Consider the following 20,759-nt stretch of genomic DNA (forward strand, 5'->3'; position numbering starts at 1 on the left):
CCTTCCCCAAGAGGCTTGCCCGAAGGCTTGCCCCCTCACCTACTCCAGAAGGTTGCGCCCTCACAACCTGCGGACCGGGATGGCCGATCCCTGTTGACGGGAGACGCCCCCTCTGGAATGTCGCGTCGGTCGCGGATAAATTCCGCCCCCACCAAAAACGCTGTTCGAGGGACCGCCGTGTCGAAATCCGCCTCCCGCGCCCGCCTGTTCGAGATCATCCGCCGGCGCTCATTCGGCCGCGGCGAGGTGACGCTCGCGTCGGGCCGCAAGAGCGATTTCTACTTCAACCTCAAGCCGACCATGCTCGACCCCGAGGGCGCAACGCTGCTCGCCGAGCTAACCTACGAGGCGCTGAAGGACGACCAGCTCGATTTCATCGGCGGGCTCGAGATGGGCGCGGTGCCGCTCGCCGGCGCGCTGGCGCAGATCTCCTGGATCAAGGGTCATCCGATCGCGGCCTTCTTCGTGCGCAAGAAGCCGAAGGAGCACGGCGCCAAGCTCGCGATCGAGGGCCTGCCCAAGGGCGAGACGCTGGCGGGCAAGCGCGTCGTGATCGTCGAGGACGTCACCACCACGGGCGGCTCGGCGATGAAGGCGGTGGAATCGGTGCGCGAGGCCGGGGCCAATGTCGTGCTGGTGCTGACCATGGTCGATCGGGAGGAAGGCGCCACCGACACGTTCGGTGCGGCCGGCCTGCCGTTCCGTTCGCTGTACAAGGCGTCGGAATTCTTGAAGGGGTGAAGTGGCGGAAATTTCTCCGCCGTCATGCCTCAATGTGTCCCGGTAGCAACCATCGGTCCAAAGCTGCGCCCGGCCTTAAAGAGGCCACCGCCTCGTCTTGAAACCGCCTCTGCTCAACTGCTCATTTACCATCCCGCTTTATGGTGAATCGCGTGCTGAGACCTCTCGGTCCCAGCCGGTTCAGTAGCGTCGGGTGGAGTAAGCATTGCGTACAGTCATGTCCCATGCGCGCCGGCGGCGTCGCGCGATGCTTGTGGCCGCCATGCTGGCGGCGCCGCTGCTCGCAGCTCCTGCCCCGGTCTCGGCAGAAGGTCTGTTAGATTTCCTCTTCGGCGGAATGCAGCAGCAGCGGCCGCAGCGCGAGGTGCCGCCGGCGAACTCCTATGTCGATCCCTTCAGCAGCCAGCAGAATGGCGCCACGCCGCAATATGTGCCGCCGACTCGCTCGGCCGCGGCCGGCGGCTCGGGCCCGGCCTTCTGCGTACGCAGTTGCGACGGGAAATACTTTCCGCTGATGCGCGGCCTCGTCTCGCCCGCGCAGATGTGTCAGGCATTCTGCCCTGCCAGCGCGACCAAGGTCTATTTCGGCTCGTCGATCGATGGTGCCTATTCCCAGACCGGCGAGCGCTACGCCGACAGCGAGAACGCGTTCGCCTACCGCAAGGCGCTGCGCGCCGATTGCACCTGCAACGGCCGTGAACCCGTCGGCCTGGCCCCGGTCGACCTTGCGCTGGATTCCTCGCTGAAGGCCGGCGACGTGATCGCCACCAGCGACGGCCTCGTTGCCTATACCGGCGTCCGCGTCGGCAACGACCAGGCTGCGGATTTCACCCCGGTTGCCTCCTATCCCGGTCTCACCGCGCAGGTTCGCGCCCGGCTTGGCGAGATGAAGGTGGCGCCGGTGCGGGCCGAGACGGTGTCGGCAGATGCGCCGGCGTCAAACGAGATCGTGCGTGAACCGCTGCCGGACGTGACAGTGCCGAAGACCGCCGCGAAGCCGGCGAAGCGGGCGGGGTTGGAGTAGCAGTTTCGTGTCCCGGACGCGGCGCGGCACGCAGTGACGCGACGCCGAGCCGGGACCCAGCATGCTGCGAGATGGGCCCCGGCTCTGCAGCGCACCGCTGAAGAAGCGCTGCGCTGCGTCCGGGGCACGAGAGCTCACCTCCCGATGATCACCCCGATCACATTGGGCGCGGCCAGATATTTCTCCTCGATCGCGGCTCGCGCGGCGGCGCGGTTCTCCGGCGTCAGGAGGCCGCGCTTCTCGGCCAGGATCATCCAGCAGAAGCCCCACCAATCGGTCAGCATGCCTTGATCGCCGACGAGGTCATAGCCCTGCTCGGCCGCGAAGATGCGCGCATGCGCTTCGTCCAGCGTGTCCAAAAACAGATGGTCCTCGGGCGAGAACAGATCGTCGCTGACGTCGTCGATGGTGTAGCCCCAGATCGACTGGCACACCGCGTTGAACTCGCGGTCGAACTGGTCGTCATCGACCCTCTGGCGCCGCGCGGCCTGATGCAGCCGTGACAGCGAGCGCGCGAAATCGGCGATCCGGGTGAGGGCAAACTGGTCGAAGGCAATCGTGGACATGTAGTCCTCGCAAAGTCGGACAGACGCTAGATGTTGTATCGGCAAGGCGCCGAATCACAATGATATATCAAAGACTTGCTAAAGTGTTCTTAATTTGTTCTAAGCGTGCGTGGAATCGAAAGGGGCCGCCCGAGGCGACCCCTTGCCGGTTGCAATCTTGTTCGGGATGAAATTCCAGCCCCGGCGAGGGCGGACCTTAATACCGACAACGGGCCTTGCGCGATTCCGGAAAAATACCGATCGTGGTGCTGTCCTAATTCGGCCGGCACCTTAACAGCAGCGCGAGGCCGCAATGGCGTGGACGCGGCGGTCGCCGAGGAGATGGGCGACAAAGCCGTTCTCCGGAAAGATTTTGGCGAAGGCGGCGTCGCGGATACTGAGGCCCCCCGCGTAAGCACCGAATGCCGGCATCACCGCCCGCATCCCGTCGCTCGCGAAGCAGCGGCGCTCCATCGAGCGGCCACGTGCCGAGACACGCGCCTTCGGATGCAGATGGCCGGCGATCTCGCCGTGGGCGCCGGTGGGCTCGTGGCGGAAGGTGATCGGGCCGATCGCGACTTCGACCGCGATGGTGCCGCCGAGATCGCGCGGCAGCATGGGATCATGATTGCCCGAGATCCAGATCCAGTCGCGGCCGCTCTGGAGTGCGGCCACCGCGTCGCGGTCCTCGGCGGACAGCCGCTCATGCGCGCTGCGGTCGTGAAAACTGTCGCCGAGCGCGATGACGATTCGAGGATCATGGCGGGAGATGACAGCAGCGAGCCGGCCGAGCGTCGCAATGGTATCGTAAGGCGGCAGCAGCACGCCGCGCGTGGCGAAGCTCGACCCTTTCTCCAGATGCAGGTCGGAGACGACGAGCAGGCGCTGCTCGTCCCAGAACAGAGCGCCGGAGAGATCGGCCGCGAAGGTCACATCGCTGATCGTGACTCTGGAAACGCGCATGTCCTCGACATCTCCCGAAATCAGCGCGCCTGCCGTCACGTCTTACCCGCTTCTATCCATCGCCTCTTTGACGAGCTCGTCGGCGGCTTCGGCCAAGAGCTCGTCTGCAGCTTCGCCATAAACTGACTCGCGGCCGATTTCCAGCATCACGGGTACGGCGAGCGGAGAGACGTGGTCGAGTTCCCGGTGCGTGATGCGGCCGTGGATGCGCATCAGCATGTCGCTGAGGCGGCGCAAATCGAGCAGGCCGGTGGCGGCATCGGCGCGCGCAGCGCGGAGCAGGACGTGATCGGCCTGGTGCTTGCGCAACACGTCGTAGACGAGATCGGTCGAGAACAGCACCTGGCGGCGGCTCTTCTCTTCGCCGGTGTGGCGGCGGGCGATCAGGCCGGAGATGATCGCGCAGTTGCGGAAGGTGCGCTTCATCAGCGCGGATTCGGCGAGCCAGGCTTCGAGATCATCGCCGAGCATGTCAGGATCGAACAGCGCGTTGAGGTCGATCCGCCCGTCGCGGATCATGAAGGAGAGATCACCAAGGCCCCAGATTGCCACGGCATATTCATTGGCGACAAAACCGAGCGGCCGCGCGCGGGCGCGCTCCAGCCGCCTCGTCAGCAACATGCCGAGGGTCTGATGCGCGAGACGTCCCTCGAAGGGGTAACAGACCAGATAATGCTTGTTGGCGCGTAGAAAGCTTTCCACCAGGAGCTCGCGGACCGCCGGCACTCTGCTGACATCCTTCTGCAGCGACAGCCAGTCGCGCACCTGCTCCGGCAAGCCGCCCCAGGCGCGGCCATCATCGAGCAGGCGGCGCACGCGCTCGGCGAGATAGGTCGAGAGCGGAAACTTTCCGCCCATGTAGGACGGCACCTTGGGGTCCTTGTCATGTGCGCGCGAAACATAGACCTGGTCCTCAACCAGGGTCTCGTAGCGCACCACCTCGCCTGAGAACACGAAGGTATCCCCGGGACTCAAGCCCTCGATGAAGGCTTCCTCGATCTCGCCGAGCAGCCGGCCGCCGCGCGCGATCACGCCCGTGGATCCTCCACCGCTGCCGCGCGAGCGCACCAGCCGCACCTTCAGCATGTCGTCCTCGACGATGGTGCCGACATTCATGCGGTAGCTCTGCCGCACCTTTGGATTGGCGACGCGCCAGCGTCCCTCCTTGTCCTGCTTGATGCGGGCGAAGCGCTCATAGGTCTTCAGCGCATAACCGCCGGAGGCGACGAAATCGACGACGTCGTCGAAATCCTGCCGCGACAGGCTTGCGTAAGGCGCGGCTGTACGGACCTCGCCGTAGAGCTCGTCGCTCAAGAACGGCTCGCCGCAGGCGCAGCCCAGCACATGCTGCGCCAGCACGTCGAGGGCGCCCGTGCGCAAGGGCGGCGTGTCCTGCGCATTCTCGGCGATGGCGTCGATGGCGACACGGCACTCCAGCACTTCGAAACGGTTGGCGGGCACCAGCACCGCGCGCGAGGCCTCGTCGAGGCGGTGATTGGCGCGGCCGATGCGCTGCATCAGGCGCGAGGATCCCTTGGGCGCACCGATATTGACGACGAGATCGACGTCGCCCCAGTCGACGCCGAGGTCGAGCGAGGAGGTGCAGACCACGCCGCGCAGCCGGCCCGCCGACATGGCGTCCTCGACCTTCCGGCGCTGGGCGACGTCGAGCGAGCCGTGATGCAGCGCGATGGCAAGGCCATCGTCGTTCATGCTCCAGAGATTCTGGAACAGCATCTCGGCCTGGCTGCGGGTGTTGACGAAGACCAGCGTGGTCTTGTTGGTCTTGATCAGCTCGTAGATTTCAGGAAGCGCGTGACGCGCGCTGTGGCCGGCCCAGGGCAGCCGCTCGCGCGTATCGAGCATCTCGACCACGGGCGGCGCGGCACCGCCGGCGAGGACGATGTCGGCTGCCCGCTCCTTGCCGTCGGGCTGCGGCACCAGGAAGCGCGCGAGCTGCTCCGGCTCGGCTACGGTCGCCGACAAGCCGATCGCGCGCATCTGCGGGGCGAGGCGCCACAATCGCGCCAGCCCGAGCGAGAGCAGATCGCCGCGCTTGGACGTGACCAGCGCGTGCAGCTCGTCGAGCACGATGCGCTTCAGTGAGGAGAACAGGAACGGCGCGTCGTCCGAGGAGAGCAGCAGCGCGAGCTGCTCGGGCGTCGTCAGCAACACGTCCGGCGGATAGCGCCGCTGCCGCTGACGGCGCGAGACCGGCGTATCGCCGGTGCGGGTCTCGACCTTGATGGGCAAGCCCATCTCGGCGATCGGACGCTCGAGGTTGCGCGCGATGTCGACGGCGAGCGCCTTGAGCGGCGAGATGTAGAGGGTGTGCAGGCCGCCGCTGCGCTGCACGCTGCGGCCGGTGGAGACGAGGTTCTTCTTCGCACCCGCCTCGCGTGTCAGCGGCTGCATCGACAGCTCGACCAGCGTCGGCAGAAATCCCGCGAGCGTCTTGCCGGCGCCGGTCGGCGCTATCAAGAGCGCCGACCGGTCCTCGCGCGCCTTTTCCAGCAGCGCCAATTGATGCGCACGCGGCGACCAGCCGCGGGCTGCGAACCAGGCCCGAAAGCGATCCGGCAGCAGGGCGGCCGGCTCGGTCGATGTCTGGAGGATACGGGGCGGCACGGCATGACAGGTAAGCCGTAGGGATGGCTTCGTCGAGGGGGACTATGGCCTGCGACAGGGCGATCGCTCACGCGCTGTCCATTTGAGGCACGATAGCCTCGACATCGTCATGGCCGGGCTCGTACGTGGATGCCCGGGACAAGCCCGGGCATGACGACCGCTTGTGAGGTGCAAATTTCGGTCCTCTCCTCGCCTGCGCGACGAGGGCCAGCGCTCTCACGCCCCGGCCGGGACCTGATCGAGAAATCCGGTCACGCTCCTGATCCGGCCGTCCTTCAGCACGGCGAAATCGGTGCCCTTGATCGGGCTGTCGGCGCCGTCAGGGCCAAGTCCCCACGAGAAGCGGATGTGATCGCCGTAGCCGTTGGGCTCGCCGATCAGCTTGAATGTGAAATCGGGAAAGCGCTGCTGCACACCTGCGATCAGCGCCTCGATGCCGTCCTGGCCGTCGCCCTTCATCAGGGGGTCGACGTAGCTCGCATCCGTCGTCCAGCCTTCGCTCAGCAGCTCGCGGCGGCGGCCGGCGGTGCGCTCGTTCCAGAGCTCGATGTAGCTGCGGGCGATGGTGACGGGGTCGGTCATGGTTCTCTCCTTCGATGGCGCCGTGCTGTCCGGCTGACCGTCACTATCGAAGGTTCACGCGCGTTGATCGATTACCTCGGAGGTCATCAACGCGCGTGAGGTGTTCGCAAAAATTACTTCGCCGCCGTCACCATGATCTCGACGGTGTATTGCGGGGCCGCCAGCTTGGCTTCGACGGTGGCGCGCGCAGGCGTATTGCCGGGCGAGACCCAGGCGTCCCACACAGCGTTCATCTCGCCGAAGGTCTTCATGTCGGTGATGTAGATCGTGGCCGAGAGCAGCTTCGACTTGTCGGTGCCGGCCTTGGCGAGGTGGCCGTCGATGGTCGCCAGGATGTCCTGGGTCTGCTTCGTCACGCTTTCGCCGGCCGCCTTGTTGGCGACGACACCGGCGAGATAGACGGTGTTGCCGTGCACGACGACCTGGCTCATGCGCGGGCCGGTTTCAAAACGCTGAATGCTCATCTGGGATCTCCTGACTGGAATGGCGGCCCTGTCTAGCCCAGCGATTTGCACTGTGCCAGCCCTGGCACGCATGCGTTGCCCGGCACGCATGCGCAGCCCTGCACGCATGCGTTGGCCAACATTGCGCCGCTCACGGAAACCGACTGAAGAACGTCCAGATCGTTTCTGCGCCGTCGATGTCGCCGTTTTGCGATCCGAGCAGGTTCCTGGCGACCTTCGGGAAGCGGGCATCCGGAGCGAAGCCTGGCATGCGGTGGCCACCATGATTGATGCGATAGAGCACGACGTCGTGCCCAGCCGGGCAGCGCGAGCTGATCCGCGTCACCGTGGACTGGTCCGCCGGCGCCGCATCGGGCATGTCGGTGATCCCGGCGTCGTCGGTCTCGCAGCCATTGAGCCTGCGCCAGAACGCCAGCGTCTCGTCCGTCGACCAGAATCCCTCTGCGGCAAAATAGCTCGATCCGCGCCCGCCCTCATAAGGGACCAGCGGATCGGCGGTCCCGTTCATGAGCAGCATCGGCAGCGGCCGCGACGGATGACAGGTGACGGCGGCTTCATCGTTGAGATTCATGATGACACTCGCAACCGCCGCAAACAGATCGGCGCGCGCGCAGGCCAAGGTCATCGCCATGGCACCGCCATTGGAGACGCCGGCGACGTAGACGCGCTTCGCATCGGCCGTGCCGTCGGCCACCAGCTTCTCGACCAGCCTTGCGATGAAGGCGACGTCATCGGTGCCCGCCGGTGGTCCGCGCAGGGCCGGCCCCGCCTTGGTGCGCGCGTCCGCCCATGCGTTGTTGAGCCCGTCCGGAAACACCACGGCGAGGCCCTCGCGCTTGGCAACCTGCGGCCAGGCCGTCCGTGTAACCATGTCGGCGCCGCGCTGGGTCTTGCCATGCAGCACGATTACGAGCGGTGCGGGCCGCTTGGTCGGCAGCTGCGCGGTGTAGGAGCGCTTCACCCCGTTGACGTCGACCGTATCGGCGGACGCGCGAAAACCGCAGCAGATTATTATCGTCAGGCAAAGAAGCGGAGACAGCCAGCTGGGGCGTGAAAAGGCCATGGTTGGCACCCGGTCGAGGCTCAATGCGGCGCGTCCTGGTTTGGAGTTTCAATAATGCCATCACGGACTTGCATGGCGGTCGCAGGTTTTCCGCTCAAATCTTAAGCTCCGTGTATATCGGGGATTGAGTTTGTCCCAACTAAGGGTTGAAATAGGTCATTGTTAGTTTGGGGGCACTGACTTGCTCCAGTTTCAAGATCATCTCGATCCCTGGGATATACTTCGCTTTTTTGAAGACAAGGTCGGAGCTGGTCTGTGGCGCTACGACGCCGAGGGCCGGATGCAGTGGTCTCGCGGCTTCTACCGCCTGCTTGGGCTCGATCCGTTCACGATTGCGCCCTCCTACGCGGAGATCGAGAAAAGGATTCATCCGGAGGATCGCCGGCCGAAGCGCGATCCACGCGAGTTCATGTTCGACCGGTCCTTGCTCAATGGTGAGATTAGGATCGTGCGGCCGAATGGTGCGCTGCGCTGGATTCGTATTCAGTCGGAGGTGTTGCTGGATCCTGCCAGCGCGAAAGAATCCGTGCTTGGCCTTGCTATCGACATCACCGAGCAACGAAGATTGCTGCAGCCGCTCAAGATGGACTCCGACCGCTACGCTGCGCTGATTGATATCACGGGTGGAGTGCTGTGGATTGGCACCCAGGACGGTCGGATTACGGCTCTTCTGAAGGCCGACGACAATGCGGAAGCGCAGCGATTGTTCGGCAACGGTTGGATCGATCTCCTGCCCGAAGAGGAGCGCGAGACGGCGTTGCGCAACTGGCTGGTGGCGGCTGAAACGGGGCGGCCCTACGATGTCGAGCACCGGCTGCGCCAGCCCGACGGCTCCTACCGCTGGTACCGCTGTAAGGCCGTACCGGTCCCGGAGGCGGACGGCGTCATTCGGGAGTGGCTCGGCATTTCCATGGATGTGCACCAGGCAAAACTATCGCTTCAGCCTGCGGGAGCTGCGAAACTTACGGGTGCGCAACTGCGGGCAGCCCGCGGCATGCTGAACTGGTCGGTCAAGCAACTGGCTTCGCGAACGGGACTCTCCGCCGCGGTGGTCAGGCGGCTGGAGGAGCAGAATGGCATGCTGCGAATGCCCGAGGGGACGATCAACCAGCTTCGCGATACACTTTCGGCCGCGGGCGTCGAGTTCATTTTTCCCGCGGTGGGCAAGCCGGGCGTGAGGCCACGATGATCGGAGAAAAAAATTCGAAGATGGCCTGCGTACTTCCTGCGCCTTGAAGATGAAACTAAGTTCGTCTTACCCGCAATTCTTGAATGGTGGTGCGCCACGATCTGGCGAACCAAGCCGAAATTGCGCTCCCCTGCCGCCGCACTGAGGCGCTTGCGGCCGTAAGCGCAAATTTTGCGTGTCCGTCGAATGTCGCCGGCAAATCTTTCTTAATATCGCGATAAGCACCTTCTTCCACCCTCCCGATACACGTAATGATCGGGGTCGGGGCTGTTATTAGACCGGCGGTGGCATCGGCAAATTTGCAGCGGCAGAACGGGATGGATCAGCCTCGAAGGAGCGGCTCCATTCATTGCTGTGGCAAGCGCTGTCACGCTGATCTGCCTCATTCCCTGTGGACGGTGGAAGGGATCATCGCCTACTGCCCGATCGGCACGTGTGGCCTTTCGACGCGTGTCAAAGAGATACTCGGATATTGAGGAGTATTGCCTATGTCCTTCTTTCAATTTCGTATTCGCGGCAGATTGATCGCTGGTTTTGCGGCGGTATGCGTGATCATTGCGGCTTCGGTCGGCTATACGGTATTTGCGGTGGGGGGAGTTGCCATGACCGTCGATCGGATGGCGAACCTGCGCGTGCCGGTCGCGCTCGCGAGCACCGAACTCGTCGGCAATCTCTATTCCACGCTGGCGACCCTGCGAGGCTATCTGCTCACCGGAAATCCGCAAGGCAAGCTCGACCGCGCCGCGATGTGGAAGGAGATGGATGCGACGGTTGCTGCTTTCGACGAGAAGGCCGGTCAGTTCACCAATCCAGAGAACAAGCAGAAATGGCAGGAGGCCAGAACGCTGCTCGGGGAGTTTCGCGCCGCGCAGGACAAGGTCGAAGCGATCGCCTTCACCTCCGACGCGTATCCGGCGACCAAGCTCTTGACGACCGAAGCGGCCCCGCGTGCTGAAACGATCTTTTCCGAGATCACCAAGATGATCAATGAGGAGGAAGGTCTGGAGGCCACCGCGGAACGAAAGAAGCTGCTCAAGGCGATGGCCGATACGCGCGGCAATTTTGCTGCCGCAACGGCCCAGCTCCGCACGTATCTGCTCACGGGCGATCAGGCCGATAAGGAGAGATTTTTCAAGCCCTGGGAGGCTTTCGAGAAGGGTTATGGCGGAGTCCATTCGCGAAAGGACCTGCTTACGACCGGACAGCATGCCGCCTTCGACAAGATCGCCAAGGCCAAGACCGAGTTCGCGCCGCTGTTTGAGAAGATCTTCGCTCTTCGGGAGTCTCCCGCCTGGAATGCGCCGGTCTACCTGTTGGTGACCGAGGCAGCGCCTCGTGCGGCCAAGCTTCTCGACCTGCTTGACGGCGCAAGAGGTGGCGATAGTACGCGCTCGGGTGGAATCAAGTCCAACCAGAAGAAGATGCTGATCCAGGAAGCCATCGACGTTGCGTCGGGCATTTCGCTGTTGAAGCTGGTCTTGTGGGTCTTGCTTGTGCTCGGACTCGCGCTTGGCGCAATCATCGCGCTGCTCACCTCGCGTTCGATCGCAATCCCAATTCAAGGAATGACCTCCGCCATGGGCAAGCTCGCTGCCGGCGACATGTCCACGGCAGTCCCCGGCGTGGGTCGCGCCGACGAGATCGGCGAGATGGCCGATGCGGTCCAGGTGTTCAAGGAGAGCATGATCGAAACCGAGCGTCTGCGCGCCGAGCAGGCGCAGGCCCAAGCCCGTGCCGCCGCTCAGCGCAAGGCGGAAATGAACAAGTTTGCCGGTCAGTTCGAGGAGACGGTCGGAGACATCGTCAAGACGCTCTCGTCGTCCTCGACGGAGCTTGAAGCCGCCGCCAGGACCCTGACCAAAACGGCCGAGACGACGCAGGAGCTGTCCGGCATGGTCTCCGCCGCGTCCGAGGAGGCCTCGACCAACGTTCAGTCTGTTGCCTCCGCCACCGAGGAGATGAGCTCGTCGGTCAGTGAAATCAGTCGCCAGGTCCAGGATGCCGCCAGGATCGCCAGCGCAGCCGTTGAACAAGCGCACCGGACCAATGACCAGGTCAACAAGCTGTCGCAGGCCGCATCCCGTATCGGCGACGTGGTCGAGCTCATCAACACGATCGCGGGACAGACCAACCTGTTGGCCCTGAACGCGACGATCGAGGCGGCGCGCGCCGGCGAAGCGGGGCGCGGCTTTGCCGTGGTCGCCTCCGAGGTCAAGGCACTGGCCGAACAGACCGCAAAGGCAACCGGAGAGATTGGCCATCAGATCTCAGACATCCAGGCGGCCACCCAGGACTCGGTGATCGCCATCAAGGAGATCAGCGGCACAATCGCTCGAATCTCCGAGATATCGTCTGCGATCGCCTCCGCGGTGGAAGAGCAGGGAGCGGCCACGCAGGAGATAGCCCGGAACATCCAGCAGGCAGCCCAAGGCACCGACCAGGTGGCCGCCAACATTACCGAGGTGAAGCACGGCGCGACGGAAACCGGCTCGGCTTCCAATCAGGTGCTTGCCTCGGCGCAAATGCTGTCGAAGGACAGCGCGCGGTTGCACTCCGAGGTCGAGCAGTTCCTGACCACCGTGCGCGCGGCCTGACCCTGGGACAGGTCTCCGCCGTGACCACATGAGCGAACGCGATGACCGATCGAAACACGCAAGAGTCGCTAGCGGGCGCGCGCGACAACGTCATCCCGTTGCCGCTTCGCCAAACCAGCCTGGTCGCCAGCACCATGAGAGACTGCAACTTGCTGCGGCAAGGCATCGTGGCGATGCAGCAATGTCTCAGGGCGCTCCGCGACCTTGTCCGAAATCTCGATGACAGACCGGAGGAGGCCGAGCGACTTCGAGCCCACATGGCTGAGCTGAACGAGCTGTTGTATTTGCGGCTCGATCAGCTCTCACTGACTGAACGCCTGTTGCAGGAGATGCTTCGCCGCCGTTGAGGCCGGTGCGAGGCCGTGCACGGCCAACCTCGTCGGTCACCCCACCGTCTTGGCGGCGGCCCGGCCCGCATTGCGGCCCGAGAACAGGCAGCCGCCCAGGAAAGTCCCCTCCAGCGAGCGATAGCCATGCACGCCGCCGCCACCGAAGCCGGCGGCCTCGCCGACGGCGTAAAGGCCGGGAATGACGCGGCCCTCCTCCCCGAACACGCGGGAGTCGAGATCGGTCTCGAACCCGCCCAGCGTCTTGCGGGTGAGGATGTTGAGCTTCACCGCGATCAGCGGTCCATGCGCGGGATCGAGGATGCGGTGCGGGGAAGCGGTGCGGATCAACTTGTCGCCGATATAGCGGCGCGCATTGTGGATGTTCATGACCTGCGCATCCTTGACGTAGGGATTGGCGATCTCGCGGTCGCGCGCCTCGATCTGCATCCTGATGTGCTCGAGCTTGAGGAGATCGCTGCCGGCGAGCTTGTTCATGGCCGCAACGAGCTCATCGAGCTTGTCGCGGACAATGAAGTCGACACCATGGCTCTTGAACGCCTCCACCGGCGCCGGCGCGCCCTTGTTGGTGGCGCGGCGAAGCGTCATGCGCCAGCTCTTGCCAGTCAGGTCCGGGTTCTGCTCCGAGCCCGACAGCGCAAACTCTTTCTTGATGATGCTCTGGGTCAGGATGAACCAGGAATAATCGTAGCCGGTCGACATGATGTATTTGAGCTGGCCGAGCGTGTCGGAGCCCGGGAATAGCGGCGCCGGCAGCCGCGTGCCTGTGGCGTCGAACCACATCGAGGAAGGACCCGGCAGGATGCGGATGCCGTGGCGCGGCCAGATCGGGTTCCAGTTCTGGATGCCCTCGACGTAGTGCCACATGCGGTCGCGGTTGATCAGCCGCGCGCCGGTCTTTTCCGTGATGCCGATCATGCGCCCATCGACATGCTCGGGCACGCCGGAGATCATGAACTTCGGGGGCTCACCGAGCCGCTTCGGCCAGTTCTGCCGCACCAGTTCGTGGTTGCCGCCGATGCCGCCGGAGGCGACAATCACGGCCTGCGCCTTCAACGCGAAGTCGCCGACCACGTTGCGCGAGGAGCTCTTGCCGCGCTCTGCATCATCGGGCGCAAGAACGACGCCGCTGACGCCATCCACGGTGCCATTGCTGATAGAGAGCGCATCGACGCGATGACGGAATCGGAAGATCAATCGGCCGGTCTTCATCGCCTCGCGCGCGCGGCGCTCGAACGGCTCGACGATGCCCGGGCCGGTGCCCCAGGTGACGTGGAAGCGCGGCACCGAATTGCCGTGGCCCATCGCGTCATAGCCGCCGCGCTCGGCCCAGCCGACCACGGGAAAGAAGCGATGGCCCATCGCGCGCAGCCAGCCGCGCTTCTCGCCGGCCGCGAAGGCCACATAGGCTTCGGCCCATTGGCGCGGCCAGAAATCATCGTCGCGGTCGAAGCCGGCGGTGCCGAGCCAGTCCTGCATGGCAAGCTCGTAGGAGTCCTTGATGCCGAGCCGGCGCTGCTCGGGCGAATCGACCAGGAACAATCCGCCGAACGACCAGAACGCCTGGCCACCGAGCGACTGCTCGCCTTCCTGGTCGACAACTATCACGCGCTTGCCCGCATCAGCGATCTCGGTGGCGGCGACGAGGCCCGATAGTCCCGCGCCGACGACGATGACATCCGTTTCTTCAACCATGCGTTTCCCCCTCCAAGTTCTTCTCCTCCCCAAGGGTTCCCCCCTGTAGTTGCCCGGATTGAAGCCAGCGGTGGCAACTGAGATCAAGGGTGTGGCGCGCAAGACCTCGTTAACTTGTTCCACTTTGGGATGGAGACCGGCCGGGTGCAGCGCGGACGCAACACTGGATTTGAATTTGTTTTGAGCCAGCAGGCCTGCCTAGACAAAACCTCGGTTACGACCGACGCTAGCCGTGCATCACCACCTGACACACAGATTCGAATTCGACTGGGGCGGGGGAAAATGAAGTTTCTGACGGGGTTGCTTGCGGCGGTTCTCTTGATCGCAGGCATGGGGGCTTCTCACGCGGTGGTTCGGATCGCGGACGACCGCGGCGGCCGGATCGGAACCTACGTCGACAAGTACCAGGACCTCAGGCAATCGGGCGAGACGGTCATCATCGATGGCCTCTGTGCCTCGGCCTGCACCATCGTCCTCGGTGCTATCCCGCACGACCGGATTTGCGTGACCTCGCATGCGACGCTGGGCTTCCACGCCGCCTGGGATTTCGGCGCCAACGGCCGCGCCATCACCAATCCCGAAGCGACCCAGATGCTGTACGCGATGTATCCCTCGCAGATCAGGCGCTGGATCGGCCAGCGGGGCGGCCTCACCCCGCGGATGCTCTTCCTGAGGGGCAAGCAGCTCCAGGCCATGTACAAGCCGTGCTACCTTGACGCGCAGGCCTCGACGACCAGGCCGTCGCGCCGGTCGCTCCCGCAAGCGGACCCGCTCGAATCCGCCCGGGGCCAGCTCCTCCACTGACATCCACAGGCTGGCGGCGTCCTTTGGCGCCGCCGCGGCGTCTTGCCTGCTGGCGGCGCCTTGCCCGCAGCCGGCGCAAAGCCTATCTGAAAGCCAGGGAACCGGGGCCTTCGTCCCGATCGTTGTCATGGCTCAACCGCTGCACCCGGCACATCGGCTATCGGACAATTCGCCCACTGCCGGGCGGATGCCATCCGTGCTGCTGTGGGCGGGCGCTACAATCGGCGGACTCGCCGTGATCGGCGCGCTGGCGCTCTGGTTCCACTATGGCAGCCAGGTGTTCTTCGAAATGATCAGGACCGGCTTTGCCGCCTGCTTCTGACCTGCGACAGGAAGTTTTCCGCCAATGAGCTCCGCCACCCGTCCGCTGGTGATCGCGACCGCCTTCGCTACAAGCCTCGTCGTCGGCCTCCTGATCATGTTCTGGGCGATGGGCGGGGTCGGCAAGGTGGCACAGCCGGCCGCGATCGGCGGCCCGTTCCAGCTGACCGACCAGAACGGCAAGGCCGTCACCGACAAGAGCCTGAAGGGCAAGCCGACCCTGATCTTCTTCGGCTACACCCATTGCCCCGACGTCTGCCCGACCTCGCTGTTCGAGATCTCGGAAGTGCTGCGCGCGCTGGGCAAGGACGCCGACAAGGTCAATGCCATCTTCATCTCGGTCGATCCCGAGCGCGACACGCCGGCGACGATGAAGGATTACCTGTCGAGCTTCGATCCGCACCTCCAGGGCCTGTCCGGCGACCCCGCCGAGACCGCCAAGGTGATCTCCTCCTACCGGGTCTATGCCAAGAAGGTCCCGACCAAGGACGGCGACTACACGATGGACCACACCGCGCTGATCTACCTGATGGACCGCGAGGGCAGGTTCGTCTCGCCGTTCAATTTGAAGCGGACGCCGGAAGAGGCAGCGGTTGATTTGAAGCGCTATCTCTGAGCTTCACGCTGGCTACAATCGGCGCTCGCGTTCCCGGCGGGATGGTCTATAAGGCCCTCCGATCCCGACGAAATTCATTCCTTCGGCCGATGGCTCCATCGCAACAGGCGAAATCGCTCAAATCTGTCCGTGACTTGCTGGCAGGGCTGGTTGCCGGCCTTTGCCTGCTCGGCGGCCTCACCGAGGCGAACGCGCAAGCCCCCGCCAAGCGGCCGCCGACGGCACCTCAGACCACCCCTCAGGCGGCGCCCCAGGCCGCCCCGCAGGCGGTGCCCGGGTTTTGGGACCCGCGCCGGCGCCCCGAACGGCCTGACCTGTCGCGCCTCACCGTGATCCGCTTCCTGACCGAGACCGATTATCCGCCGTTCAACTACACCGGTGCGGACGGCAACCCGGCCGGCTTCAACGTCGATTTCGCCCGCGCCCTGTGCGAGGAGATCAAGGTCACGTGCACGGTGCAGATGCGGCGTTTCGAGACGCTGGTCGATGCGCTCACCTCCAACCGGGGCGATGCCATCATCGCCTCCATGGCGGTGAGCCCGCAGCTGCGCGCCCGCGTCGACTTCACCGATCCCTATTATCGCGTGCCGGCGCGCTTCGTCTCGCGCAAGGATGCGGTGATGCCGGAGATCCGCCCCGAATATCTCGAGGGCAAGAAGGTCGGCGCCATCGCCGGCTCGGCGCACGAGGCGTATCTCAAGGCGATGTTCACCGACGCCGAGCTGCACGCCTACCCCAATGACGATGCGATGCGCGCAGCTCTGCGCAGGGGCGAGGTCGACTTCATCTTCGGCGACGCCATCTCGCTGGCGTTCTGGATCAACGGCACGGATTCGGCCGATTGCTGCGCCTTCTCCGGCGGTCCGTTCGTCGAGAGCCGCTTCTTCGGCGAGGGCATCGGCATCGCCGTGCGCAAGGGCAACGACGTGCTGCGCCAGGCCCTGAACTGGGCGATGTTCCGGATCTGGGAAAAAGGCCGCTACACCGATCTCTGGCTACGGTATTTCTCGGTCAGTCCGTTCTGACCTTTCGCCTCTCCGCCTGCAGCGGGAGTGCGGACGATCGCAGAGATCATCACGCGCGCGTCATACCCATTCACCACGCCTGAAATTTCCCGGTCCCGCCCGCCGGCGAATTCCGCTATTGAAGGACGCGGTAATCGTTCCGTCCTCTCCGCGAGCATTCCGCGTTCGTCGATCCGTCTCGCCGGTGCGCAGGTTCAATGCAGCTTTACCTCCCGATCGCCGATCTTCCGGTCAACGTCTTCCTGGTGCTCGCCATGGGCGCTGCGGTCGGCTTCGTCTCCGGCATGTTCGGAATCGGCGGCGGCTTCCTGATGACGCCGCTTTTGATCTTCATCGGCATCACGCCGGCGGTCGCGGTGGCCTCGGTGGCGAGCCACATCGCGGCCTCCTCCTTTTCCGGCGCCCTCTCCTATTGGCGGCGGCGCGCGATCGATCCGGCGCTGGCGAGTGTGTTGTTATGCGGCGGCGTGACCGGCACGACGCTCGGCGTCTGGACCTTCACCCAGCTGCGCGCGCTCGGCCAGCTCGACCTGATGATCGCGCTCTCCTACGTCGTGCTGCTCACCACGGTCGGCAGCCTGATGTTCTCGGAAGGATTGCGCGCCTTGATGCGGACCCGGCGCGGGGCGCTGCCGCCGCGCCGCACCCACAACTGGATCCACGGCCTGCCGCTGAAGATGCGGTTCAAGCGCTCGAAGATCTATCTCTCGGTCATCCCCGTGGTGATCGTCGGCATAGTGATCGGTTTCATCGGCGCCATCATGGGTATAGGCGGCGGCTTCATCCTGGTGCCGATCATGATCTATCTCTTGAGGGTGCCGACCTCGACGGTGATCGGGACCTCGATGGTTCTCACCGTCGTCACCATGCTGTTCGCGACCATGCTGCACGCGGCGACCAATCACCTGGTCGATGCCGTGCTGGCGCTGATCCTGATGGTCGGCGGCGTCACCGGCGCGCAGTTCGGCGCCCGTGCCGGCCAGAAGATCCGCGGCGAGCAGCTGCGGCTGCTGCTGGGCTTGCTCATCCTCTCGGTCGGAATCCGCTTCGCGATAGAGCTGGTGATCCAGCCCTCCGATCTCTTCACCATCCGCGAGCTCGGAGCGAGCCGATGAGGCGCATGCTTCTCGCCATCGTCCTCGTCCTGCTGCTCGGCGGCGCTGCGCGGGCCGAGCGGCTGATCGTGTCGGTCTCGAATCACCGCGTCACGGTGACGCCGAACTATTCCGGCGAGGAGCTGGTGCTGTTCGGCTCGGTCGAGAAGGATACGACGACGCCCGCGGACCGCACGGCCTACGATCTCGTCGTCACCGTGATGGGCCCGCGCGCCGACATGGTGACGCGGCGGAAGGAGCGCACCTTCGGCATCTGGATCAACACCGACTACCGCCAGTTCCTGCAGGTGCCGAGCTATCTCGCGCTGTTCGCCAACCGCCCGCTCGACGCCATCACCTCGCCCGAGATCGCGCGGCGACAGCAGATCGGGCTCAACAACGTGCTGCTGACGCAGCGGGTCAGCGGCGACTTTGCCGACGTGGTGCCGAACGATGCGTTCCGCTCGGCCTTCATTCGCCTGCGCACCCAGCGCGGGCTCTATCGCGAAGACGGAAGCGCGGTCACGTTCTTGACGCCGACGCTGTTCCGCACCGGCATTCCGCTGCCCGCGGAGGTGCCGATCGGCACCTATGAGATCGAGATCAAGCTGTTTGCCAACGGCGCGTTCATCGGCAAGACCGAGACCGCCTTCGAGATCGTCAAGGTCGGCTTCGAGCAGTTCGTCGCCACCACCGCCCGCCAGAACGGCCTGATTTACGGCCTCGCCACCGTGGCGATGGCGCTGATGACGGGGTGGATGGCCTCGATCGTGTTCAGGAAGGACTAGCCCCGTCATTGCGAGCGCAGCGAAGCAATCCAGACTGCCTCCGCTGCGGCAGTCTGGATTGCTTCGTCGCAAGAGCTCCTCGCAATGACGGTAGTGAACAGCGGGGCCTCCACCTACACCACCGCCTTCGCCGGCCGCGTCACCAGATAGATGCCGAGCGCGACCGGAATGATGCCGAGCAGGTCGCGCGCCTCGATGTGCTCGCCGAGGACGAGGAATGCGAACAGCATGCCGAGCGGCGGCATCAGGAAATGATAGGCGCTGGCGGCGGTGGCGCCACACGTCTTCAAGAGACGAAACCAGAGCCAAGAAGCGATGATCGAGCCGCCGAGCACGAGAAAGGCGAAGGCGCCGATCAGGCTCGGCGTATAGTCGATCGCGTCGACATCGGCGAAGGTGAGCGCGACCGGTGTCAGCACGATGCCGGCCGCGAGGTTCTGCACGCCATTGCCGATCCACAGGGATCCCTTCGGCGCCAGCAGCTTGAACAGGATGGTGCCGGCCACGATCGAAGCGAGCGAGGCCAGCGTGAAGACGACGCCGTGCAGCGAATCGGTGCCGACCGACAGGCGGTGCCAGACGATTGCGGTCACGCCGATGATGCCGAGCAAGAGGCCGCTCGCCTTGCGCCAGGTCATGCCTTCGCCGAGCAGCAGCGCGGCAAGGCCCGCGGTGAACACCGGATTGGCTGACACGATCAGGCCGCCGAGGCCGGCGGAGACCGATTGCAGGCCGGTGTAGCCGAGGCCGAGATAGAGCGCGTTGTTGGCGATGCCGAGCACCGCGAAGATCGCGGCATCGCGCCACGACAACGACCAGGCTTCGCCGCGGATCAACGTGGCGCCCAGGATCAAGATACCCGCGAGCGAGAAGCGCGCGGCGAGCAGGATCAGCGGCGGGCAATGGGTGACGCCGATCTTGCCAGCGATGAAGGCGTAGCTCCAGAGCAGGCAGAACAGGCCGATCGCGAGCGGCAATGTGTTGAACCGGCTGCGGGGGGCGGGAAGCGAGGTCGCGAGCGACATGAGGGCATTCTCGGATGTTTTCTTCTGCCCTCGATCTAGGGAGGCTGCTTGTCATTTGGAAATTAAATGATTAACTCATGCCAAGTGGATTTCTTAATGGAGGCGGCCATGCTCGATCTCGAGCTGCTGCGCAGCTTCGTCTCGGTGGTCGAGGCCGGCGGCTTCACCCGCGCCGGCGAGCGCGTCCACCGCACGCAATCGACCGTGAGCCAGCAGATCAAGCGGCTGGAGGAGGATGTCGGTCAGGTGCTGCTGCACCGCGACGGCAAGGACGTGCGCCCGACCGAGGCCGGCGAGCGGCTGCTGTCCTATGCGCGGCGATTGCTCTCGCTGGCCGAGGAGGCGCGCGACGTGCTGCGCCAGCCCGATAGCGAAGGCGCGATCCGGCTCGGCATCCCCGAGGACTTTGCCGCGTACCGGCTGGCAAAACTGCTGGGAGCGTTCTCGCGCTCGCATCCGGGATTGCGGCTGGACGTGCGCGCCGACCAGAGCAAGCATCTCGCCCGCGATCTCCAACGCGGCGAGCTCGACCTTGCGCTCTACAAGCGCGAGGCTGGCGCGAAGGACGCGATCGCGGTGTGGCCGGAGCGGGTGCACTGGGTCACCAGCAAGAGCCATCCGGTCGACGTCAACGTGCCGTCAGTGCCGCTGATCGGCTTTCCGCTCGGCTGCATCTACCGCGCCGGCGCCATCCACGCGCTGGAAACGGCCGGCCGCGCTTGGCACACCGCCTACACCTCATCGAGCCTCGCCGGCATTCAGGCCGCGGTCGCCGCCGGCATGGGCCTCAGCATCCTGTCGGAGATGGCGATCCAGACCGACCACCGCGTGCTGACGGCGAAGGACGGCTTTGCGCCGATCAACAAGACCGAGGTTGCACTGATGGCTTCACCGGATGCGAGCCCGGCGACGCTGCGGCTTGCGGACCGTCTCGCGGAGTTTTGCGATGCGGTGCAGAGCAAGGCGGCTTGAGCTCGCCAAAGCTCCTACGGCTCTCAATTCGCTGCGGATATCAGCTTGTCGCCGCACGCGCTTGCGTAGAACTTGCCGCCGCATTGGCGCTTGATCGCAGCGCAGCGGGCTGCGGGCGACGCCTTCTGCGGCACTGTGAAGCCGCAGCTGAGGCCATCGGCGCTGCGACCGGTCGTGCCGGCGGCAAACGCCGCACTGGTGGCGCTGATGCAGACGACGAGCAGGGCCGCAGTGGCGATCTCGATCAGCAGTCTCACGGTCCGCTTCTCCACACTGATG

21 protein-coding genes are annotated in these 20,759 nt (G+C 64.8%); 12 read left to right on the forward strand and 9 right to left on the reverse strand.

The window, feature by feature from the left end:
- Positions 1–177: 177 nt before the first annotated feature.
- Complete coding sequence (pyrE, locus tag ABIA40_RS27775; RefSeq protein WP_036014130.1) at positions 178–741, forward strand: orotate phosphoribosyltransferase; 564 nt, start codon at positions 178–180, stop codon at positions 739–741.
- Between the two features lie 247 nt (positions 742–988).
- Positions 989–1,765 carry a DUF2865 domain-containing protein gene (locus ABIA40_RS27780; RefSeq protein WP_198399709.1) on the forward strand — a complete coding sequence of 259 codons (777 nt, stop codon included), beginning with the start codon at positions 989–991 and terminating at the stop codon, positions 1,763–1,765.
- Positions 1,766–1,899: 134 nt separating this feature from the next.
- On the opposite strand, the gene ABIA40_RS27785 is transcribed toward ABIA40_RS27780, so the two are convergent.
- From ABIA40_RS27785 to ABIA40_RS27810, 6 genes are all read right to left on the reverse strand, one after another.
- A complete protein-coding gene (locus ABIA40_RS27785) occupies positions 1,900–2,331 on the reverse strand; it encodes a hypothetical protein (protein ID WP_036041807.1) in 432 nt (143 codons plus the stop codon).
- A 270-nt stretch (positions 2,332–2,601) separates the two neighbouring features.
- The gene (gene pdeM, locus ABIA40_RS27790) at positions 2,602–3,273 is read right to left on the reverse strand and encodes a ligase-associated DNA damage response endonuclease PdeM (RefSeq protein WP_271539511.1); all 672 of its coding nucleotides are present in this window, start codon (positions 3,271–3,273) and stop codon (positions 2,602–2,604) included.
- A 42-nt stretch (positions 3,274–3,315) separates the two neighbouring features.
- The gene (locus ABIA40_RS27795) at positions 3,316–5,901 is read right to left on the reverse strand and encodes a ligase-associated DNA damage response DEXH box helicase (protein ID WP_404544353.1); all 2,586 of its coding nucleotides are present in this window, start codon (positions 5,899–5,901) and stop codon (positions 3,316–3,318) included.
- A 216-nt stretch (positions 5,902–6,117) separates the two neighbouring features.
- Entirely contained in the window at positions 6,118–6,483 is a 366-nt protein-coding gene (locus tag ABIA40_RS27800; protein ID WP_404544354.1) for a nuclear transport factor 2 family protein, read from the reverse strand.
- Between the two features lie 113 nt (positions 6,484–6,596).
- On the reverse strand, positions 6,597–6,947 hold the full coding sequence (locus ABIA40_RS27805; RefSeq protein WP_027575148.1) for a RidA family protein: 351 nt from the start codon (positions 6,945–6,947) through the stop codon (positions 6,597–6,599).
- 130 nt (positions 6,948–7,077) lie between these two features.
- Positions 7,078–8,010, reverse strand: coding sequence for an alpha/beta hydrolase family esterase (locus ABIA40_RS27810; RefSeq protein ID WP_404544357.1), 933 nt, complete (start codon positions 8,008–8,010; stop codon positions 7,078–7,080).
- Between the two features lie 181 nt (positions 8,011–8,191).
- Between ABIA40_RS27810 and ABIA40_RS27815 the strand changes: the two genes are divergently transcribed.
- The 3 genes from ABIA40_RS27815 to ABIA40_RS27825 all read left to right on the forward strand — a co-directional run bounded on the left by ABIA40_RS27815 (position 8,192) and on the right by ABIA40_RS27825 (position 12,140).
- Complete coding sequence (locus tag ABIA40_RS27815; protein ID WP_271539519.1) at positions 8,192–9,199, forward strand: PAS domain-containing protein; 1,008 nt, start codon at positions 8,192–8,194, stop codon at positions 9,197–9,199.
- A gap of 488 nt (positions 9,200–9,687) precedes the next feature.
- Complete coding sequence (locus ABIA40_RS27820; protein ID WP_404544361.1) at positions 9,688–11,793, forward strand: methyl-accepting chemotaxis protein; 2,106 nt, start codon at positions 9,688–9,690, stop codon at positions 11,791–11,793.
- A 41-nt stretch (positions 11,794–11,834) separates the two neighbouring features.
- Entirely contained in the window at positions 11,835–12,140 is a 306-nt protein-coding gene (locus tag ABIA40_RS27825) for a hypothetical protein (protein ID WP_271539523.1), read from the forward strand.
- A 36-nt stretch (positions 12,141–12,176) separates the two neighbouring features.
- Here ABIA40_RS27825 and ABIA40_RS27830 read toward each other — a convergent pair whose 3' ends face one another.
- Positions 12,177–13,835: an FAD-binding dehydrogenase gene (locus tag ABIA40_RS27830; RefSeq protein ID WP_404544364.1), complete on the reverse strand. Its 1,659-nt coding sequence runs from the start codon at positions 13,833–13,835 to the stop codon at positions 12,177–12,179.
- Between the two features lie 282 nt (positions 13,836–14,117).
- Between ABIA40_RS27830 and ABIA40_RS27835 the strand changes: the two genes are divergently transcribed.
- The 6 genes from ABIA40_RS27835 (at position 14,118) to ABIA40_RS27860 (ending at position 18,483) form a co-directional block, all read left to right on the forward strand.
- Positions 14,118–14,639: a hypothetical protein gene (locus ABIA40_RS27835; RefSeq protein ID WP_198399710.1), complete on the forward strand. Its 522-nt coding sequence runs from the start codon at positions 14,118–14,120 to the stop codon at positions 14,637–14,639.
- Positions 14,640–14,766: 127 nt separating this feature from the next.
- Positions 14,767–14,961, forward strand: coding sequence for a hypothetical protein (locus tag ABIA40_RS27840; protein ID WP_404544367.1), 195 nt, complete (start codon positions 14,767–14,769; stop codon positions 14,959–14,961).
- 24 nt (positions 14,962–14,985) lie between these two features.
- Positions 14,986–15,576 (forward strand): SCO family protein, encoded by a 591-nt coding sequence (locus tag ABIA40_RS27845; protein WP_036014156.1) that lies wholly within the window; start codon positions 14,986–14,988, stop codon positions 15,574–15,576.
- A gap of 89 nt (positions 15,577–15,665) precedes the next feature.
- Positions 15,666–16,601, forward strand: a complete 936-nt coding sequence (locus ABIA40_RS27850) for a transporter substrate-binding domain-containing protein (protein ID WP_404544370.1) — start codon at positions 15,666–15,668, stop codon at positions 16,599–16,601.
- A 197-nt stretch (positions 16,602–16,798) separates the two neighbouring features.
- Positions 16,799–17,716, forward strand: coding sequence for a sulfite exporter TauE/SafE family protein (locus ABIA40_RS27855; RefSeq protein ID WP_057027507.1), 918 nt, complete (start codon positions 16,799–16,801; stop codon positions 17,714–17,716).
- A complete protein-coding gene (locus ABIA40_RS27860; RefSeq protein ID WP_036014162.1) occupies positions 17,713–18,483 on the forward strand; it encodes a TIGR02186 family protein in 771 nt (256 codons plus the stop codon). Before ABIA40_RS27855 ends, ABIA40_RS27860 begins: the two co-directional genes overlap by 4 nt.
- Positions 18,484–18,596: 113 nt before the next feature.
- Here the strand turns inward: ABIA40_RS27860 and ABIA40_RS27865 are convergent, their stop codons facing one another.
- Positions 18,597–19,508 (reverse strand): DMT family transporter, encoded by a 912-nt coding sequence (locus ABIA40_RS27865; protein ID WP_404544372.1) that lies wholly within the window; start codon positions 19,506–19,508, stop codon positions 18,597–18,599.
- A 108-nt stretch (positions 19,509–19,616) separates the two neighbouring features.
- Here ABIA40_RS27865 and ABIA40_RS27870 point away from each other — a divergent pair, with 108 nt between their 5' ends.
- Positions 19,617–20,480 carry a LysR family transcriptional regulator gene (locus ABIA40_RS27870; protein WP_036041864.1) on the forward strand — a complete coding sequence of 288 codons (864 nt, stop codon included), beginning with the start codon at positions 19,617–19,619 and terminating at the stop codon, positions 20,478–20,480.
- 23 nt (positions 20,481–20,503) lie between these two features.
- On the opposite strand, the gene ABIA40_RS27875 is transcribed toward ABIA40_RS27870, so the two are convergent.
- Positions 20,504–20,737, reverse strand: coding sequence for a hypothetical protein (locus ABIA40_RS27875; RefSeq protein WP_036014169.1), 234 nt, complete (start codon positions 20,735–20,737; stop codon positions 20,504–20,506).
- Positions 20,738–20,759 lie beyond the last annotated feature (22 nt).

It is taken from the genome of Bradyrhizobium sp. USDA 223, from assembly GCF_044909005.1.
Classification (GTDB): domain Bacteria; phylum Pseudomonadota; class Alphaproteobacteria; order Rhizobiales; family Xanthobacteraceae; genus Bradyrhizobium; species Bradyrhizobium yuanmingense.

What these genes read in the sequence shown, in the direction of transcription:
- ABIA40_RS27830 (WP_404544364.1), bottom strand. Translation starts at nt 13,835, where the DNA reads ATGGTTGAAGAAACGGATGTCATCGTCGTCGGCGCGGGACTATCGGGC.
- ABIA40_RS27800 (WP_404544354.1), bottom strand. Translation starts at nt 6,483, where the DNA reads ATGACCGACCCCGTCACCATCGCCCGCAGCTACATCGAGCTCTGGAAC.
- ABIA40_RS27855 (WP_057027507.1), top strand. Translation starts at nt 16,799, where the DNA reads ATGCAGCTTTACCTCCCGATCGCCGATCTTCCGGTCAACGTCTTCCTG.
- ABIA40_RS27785 (WP_036041807.1), bottom strand. Translation starts at nt 2,331, where the DNA reads ATGTCCACGATTGCCTTCGACCAGTTTGCCCTCACCCGGATCGCCGAT.
- ABIA40_RS27850 (WP_404544370.1), top strand. Translation starts at nt 15,666, where the DNA reads ATGGCTCCATCGCAACAGGCGAAATCGCTCAAATCTGTCCGTGACTTG.
- ABIA40_RS27860 (WP_036014162.1), top strand. Translation starts at nt 17,713, where the DNA reads ATGAGGCGCATGCTTCTCGCCATCGTCCTCGTCCTGCTGCTCGGCGGC.
- ABIA40_RS27845 (WP_036014156.1), top strand. Translation starts at nt 14,986, where the DNA reads ATGAGCTCCGCCACCCGTCCGCTGGTGATCGCGACCGCCTTCGCTACA.
- ABIA40_RS27780 (WP_198399709.1), top strand. Translation starts at nt 989, where the DNA reads ATGCTTGTGGCCGCCATGCTGGCGGCGCCGCTGCTCGCAGCTCCTGCC.
- ABIA40_RS27820 (WP_404544361.1), top strand. Translation starts at nt 9,688, where the DNA reads ATGTCCTTCTTTCAATTTCGTATTCGCGGCAGATTGATCGCTGGTTTT.
- ABIA40_RS27805 (WP_027575148.1), bottom strand. Translation starts at nt 6,947, where the DNA reads ATGAGCATTCAGCGTTTTGAAACCGGCCCGCGCATGAGCCAGGTCGTC.
- ABIA40_RS27865 (WP_404544372.1), bottom strand. Translation starts at nt 19,508, where the DNA reads ATGTCGCTCGCGACCTCGCTTCCCGCCCCCCGCAGCCGGTTCAACACA.
- pdeM (WP_271539511.1), bottom strand. Translation starts at nt 3,273, where the DNA reads ATGCGCGTTTCCAGAGTCACGATCAGCGATGTGACCTTCGCGGCCGAT.
- ABIA40_RS27840 (WP_404544367.1), top strand. Translation starts at nt 14,767, where the DNA reads ATGGCTCAACCGCTGCACCCGGCACATCGGCTATCGGACAATTCGCCC.
- ABIA40_RS27870 (WP_036041864.1), top strand. Translation starts at nt 19,617, where the DNA reads ATGCTCGATCTCGAGCTGCTGCGCAGCTTCGTCTCGGTGGTCGAGGCC.
- ABIA40_RS27825 (WP_271539523.1), top strand. Translation starts at nt 11,835, where the DNA reads ATGACCGATCGAAACACGCAAGAGTCGCTAGCGGGCGCGCGCGACAAC.
- ABIA40_RS27810 (WP_404544357.1), bottom strand. Translation starts at nt 8,010, where the DNA reads ATGGCCTTTTCACGCCCCAGCTGGCTGTCTCCGCTTCTTTGCCTGACG.
- ABIA40_RS27835 (WP_198399710.1), top strand. Translation starts at nt 14,118, where the DNA reads ATGAAGTTTCTGACGGGGTTGCTTGCGGCGGTTCTCTTGATCGCAGGC.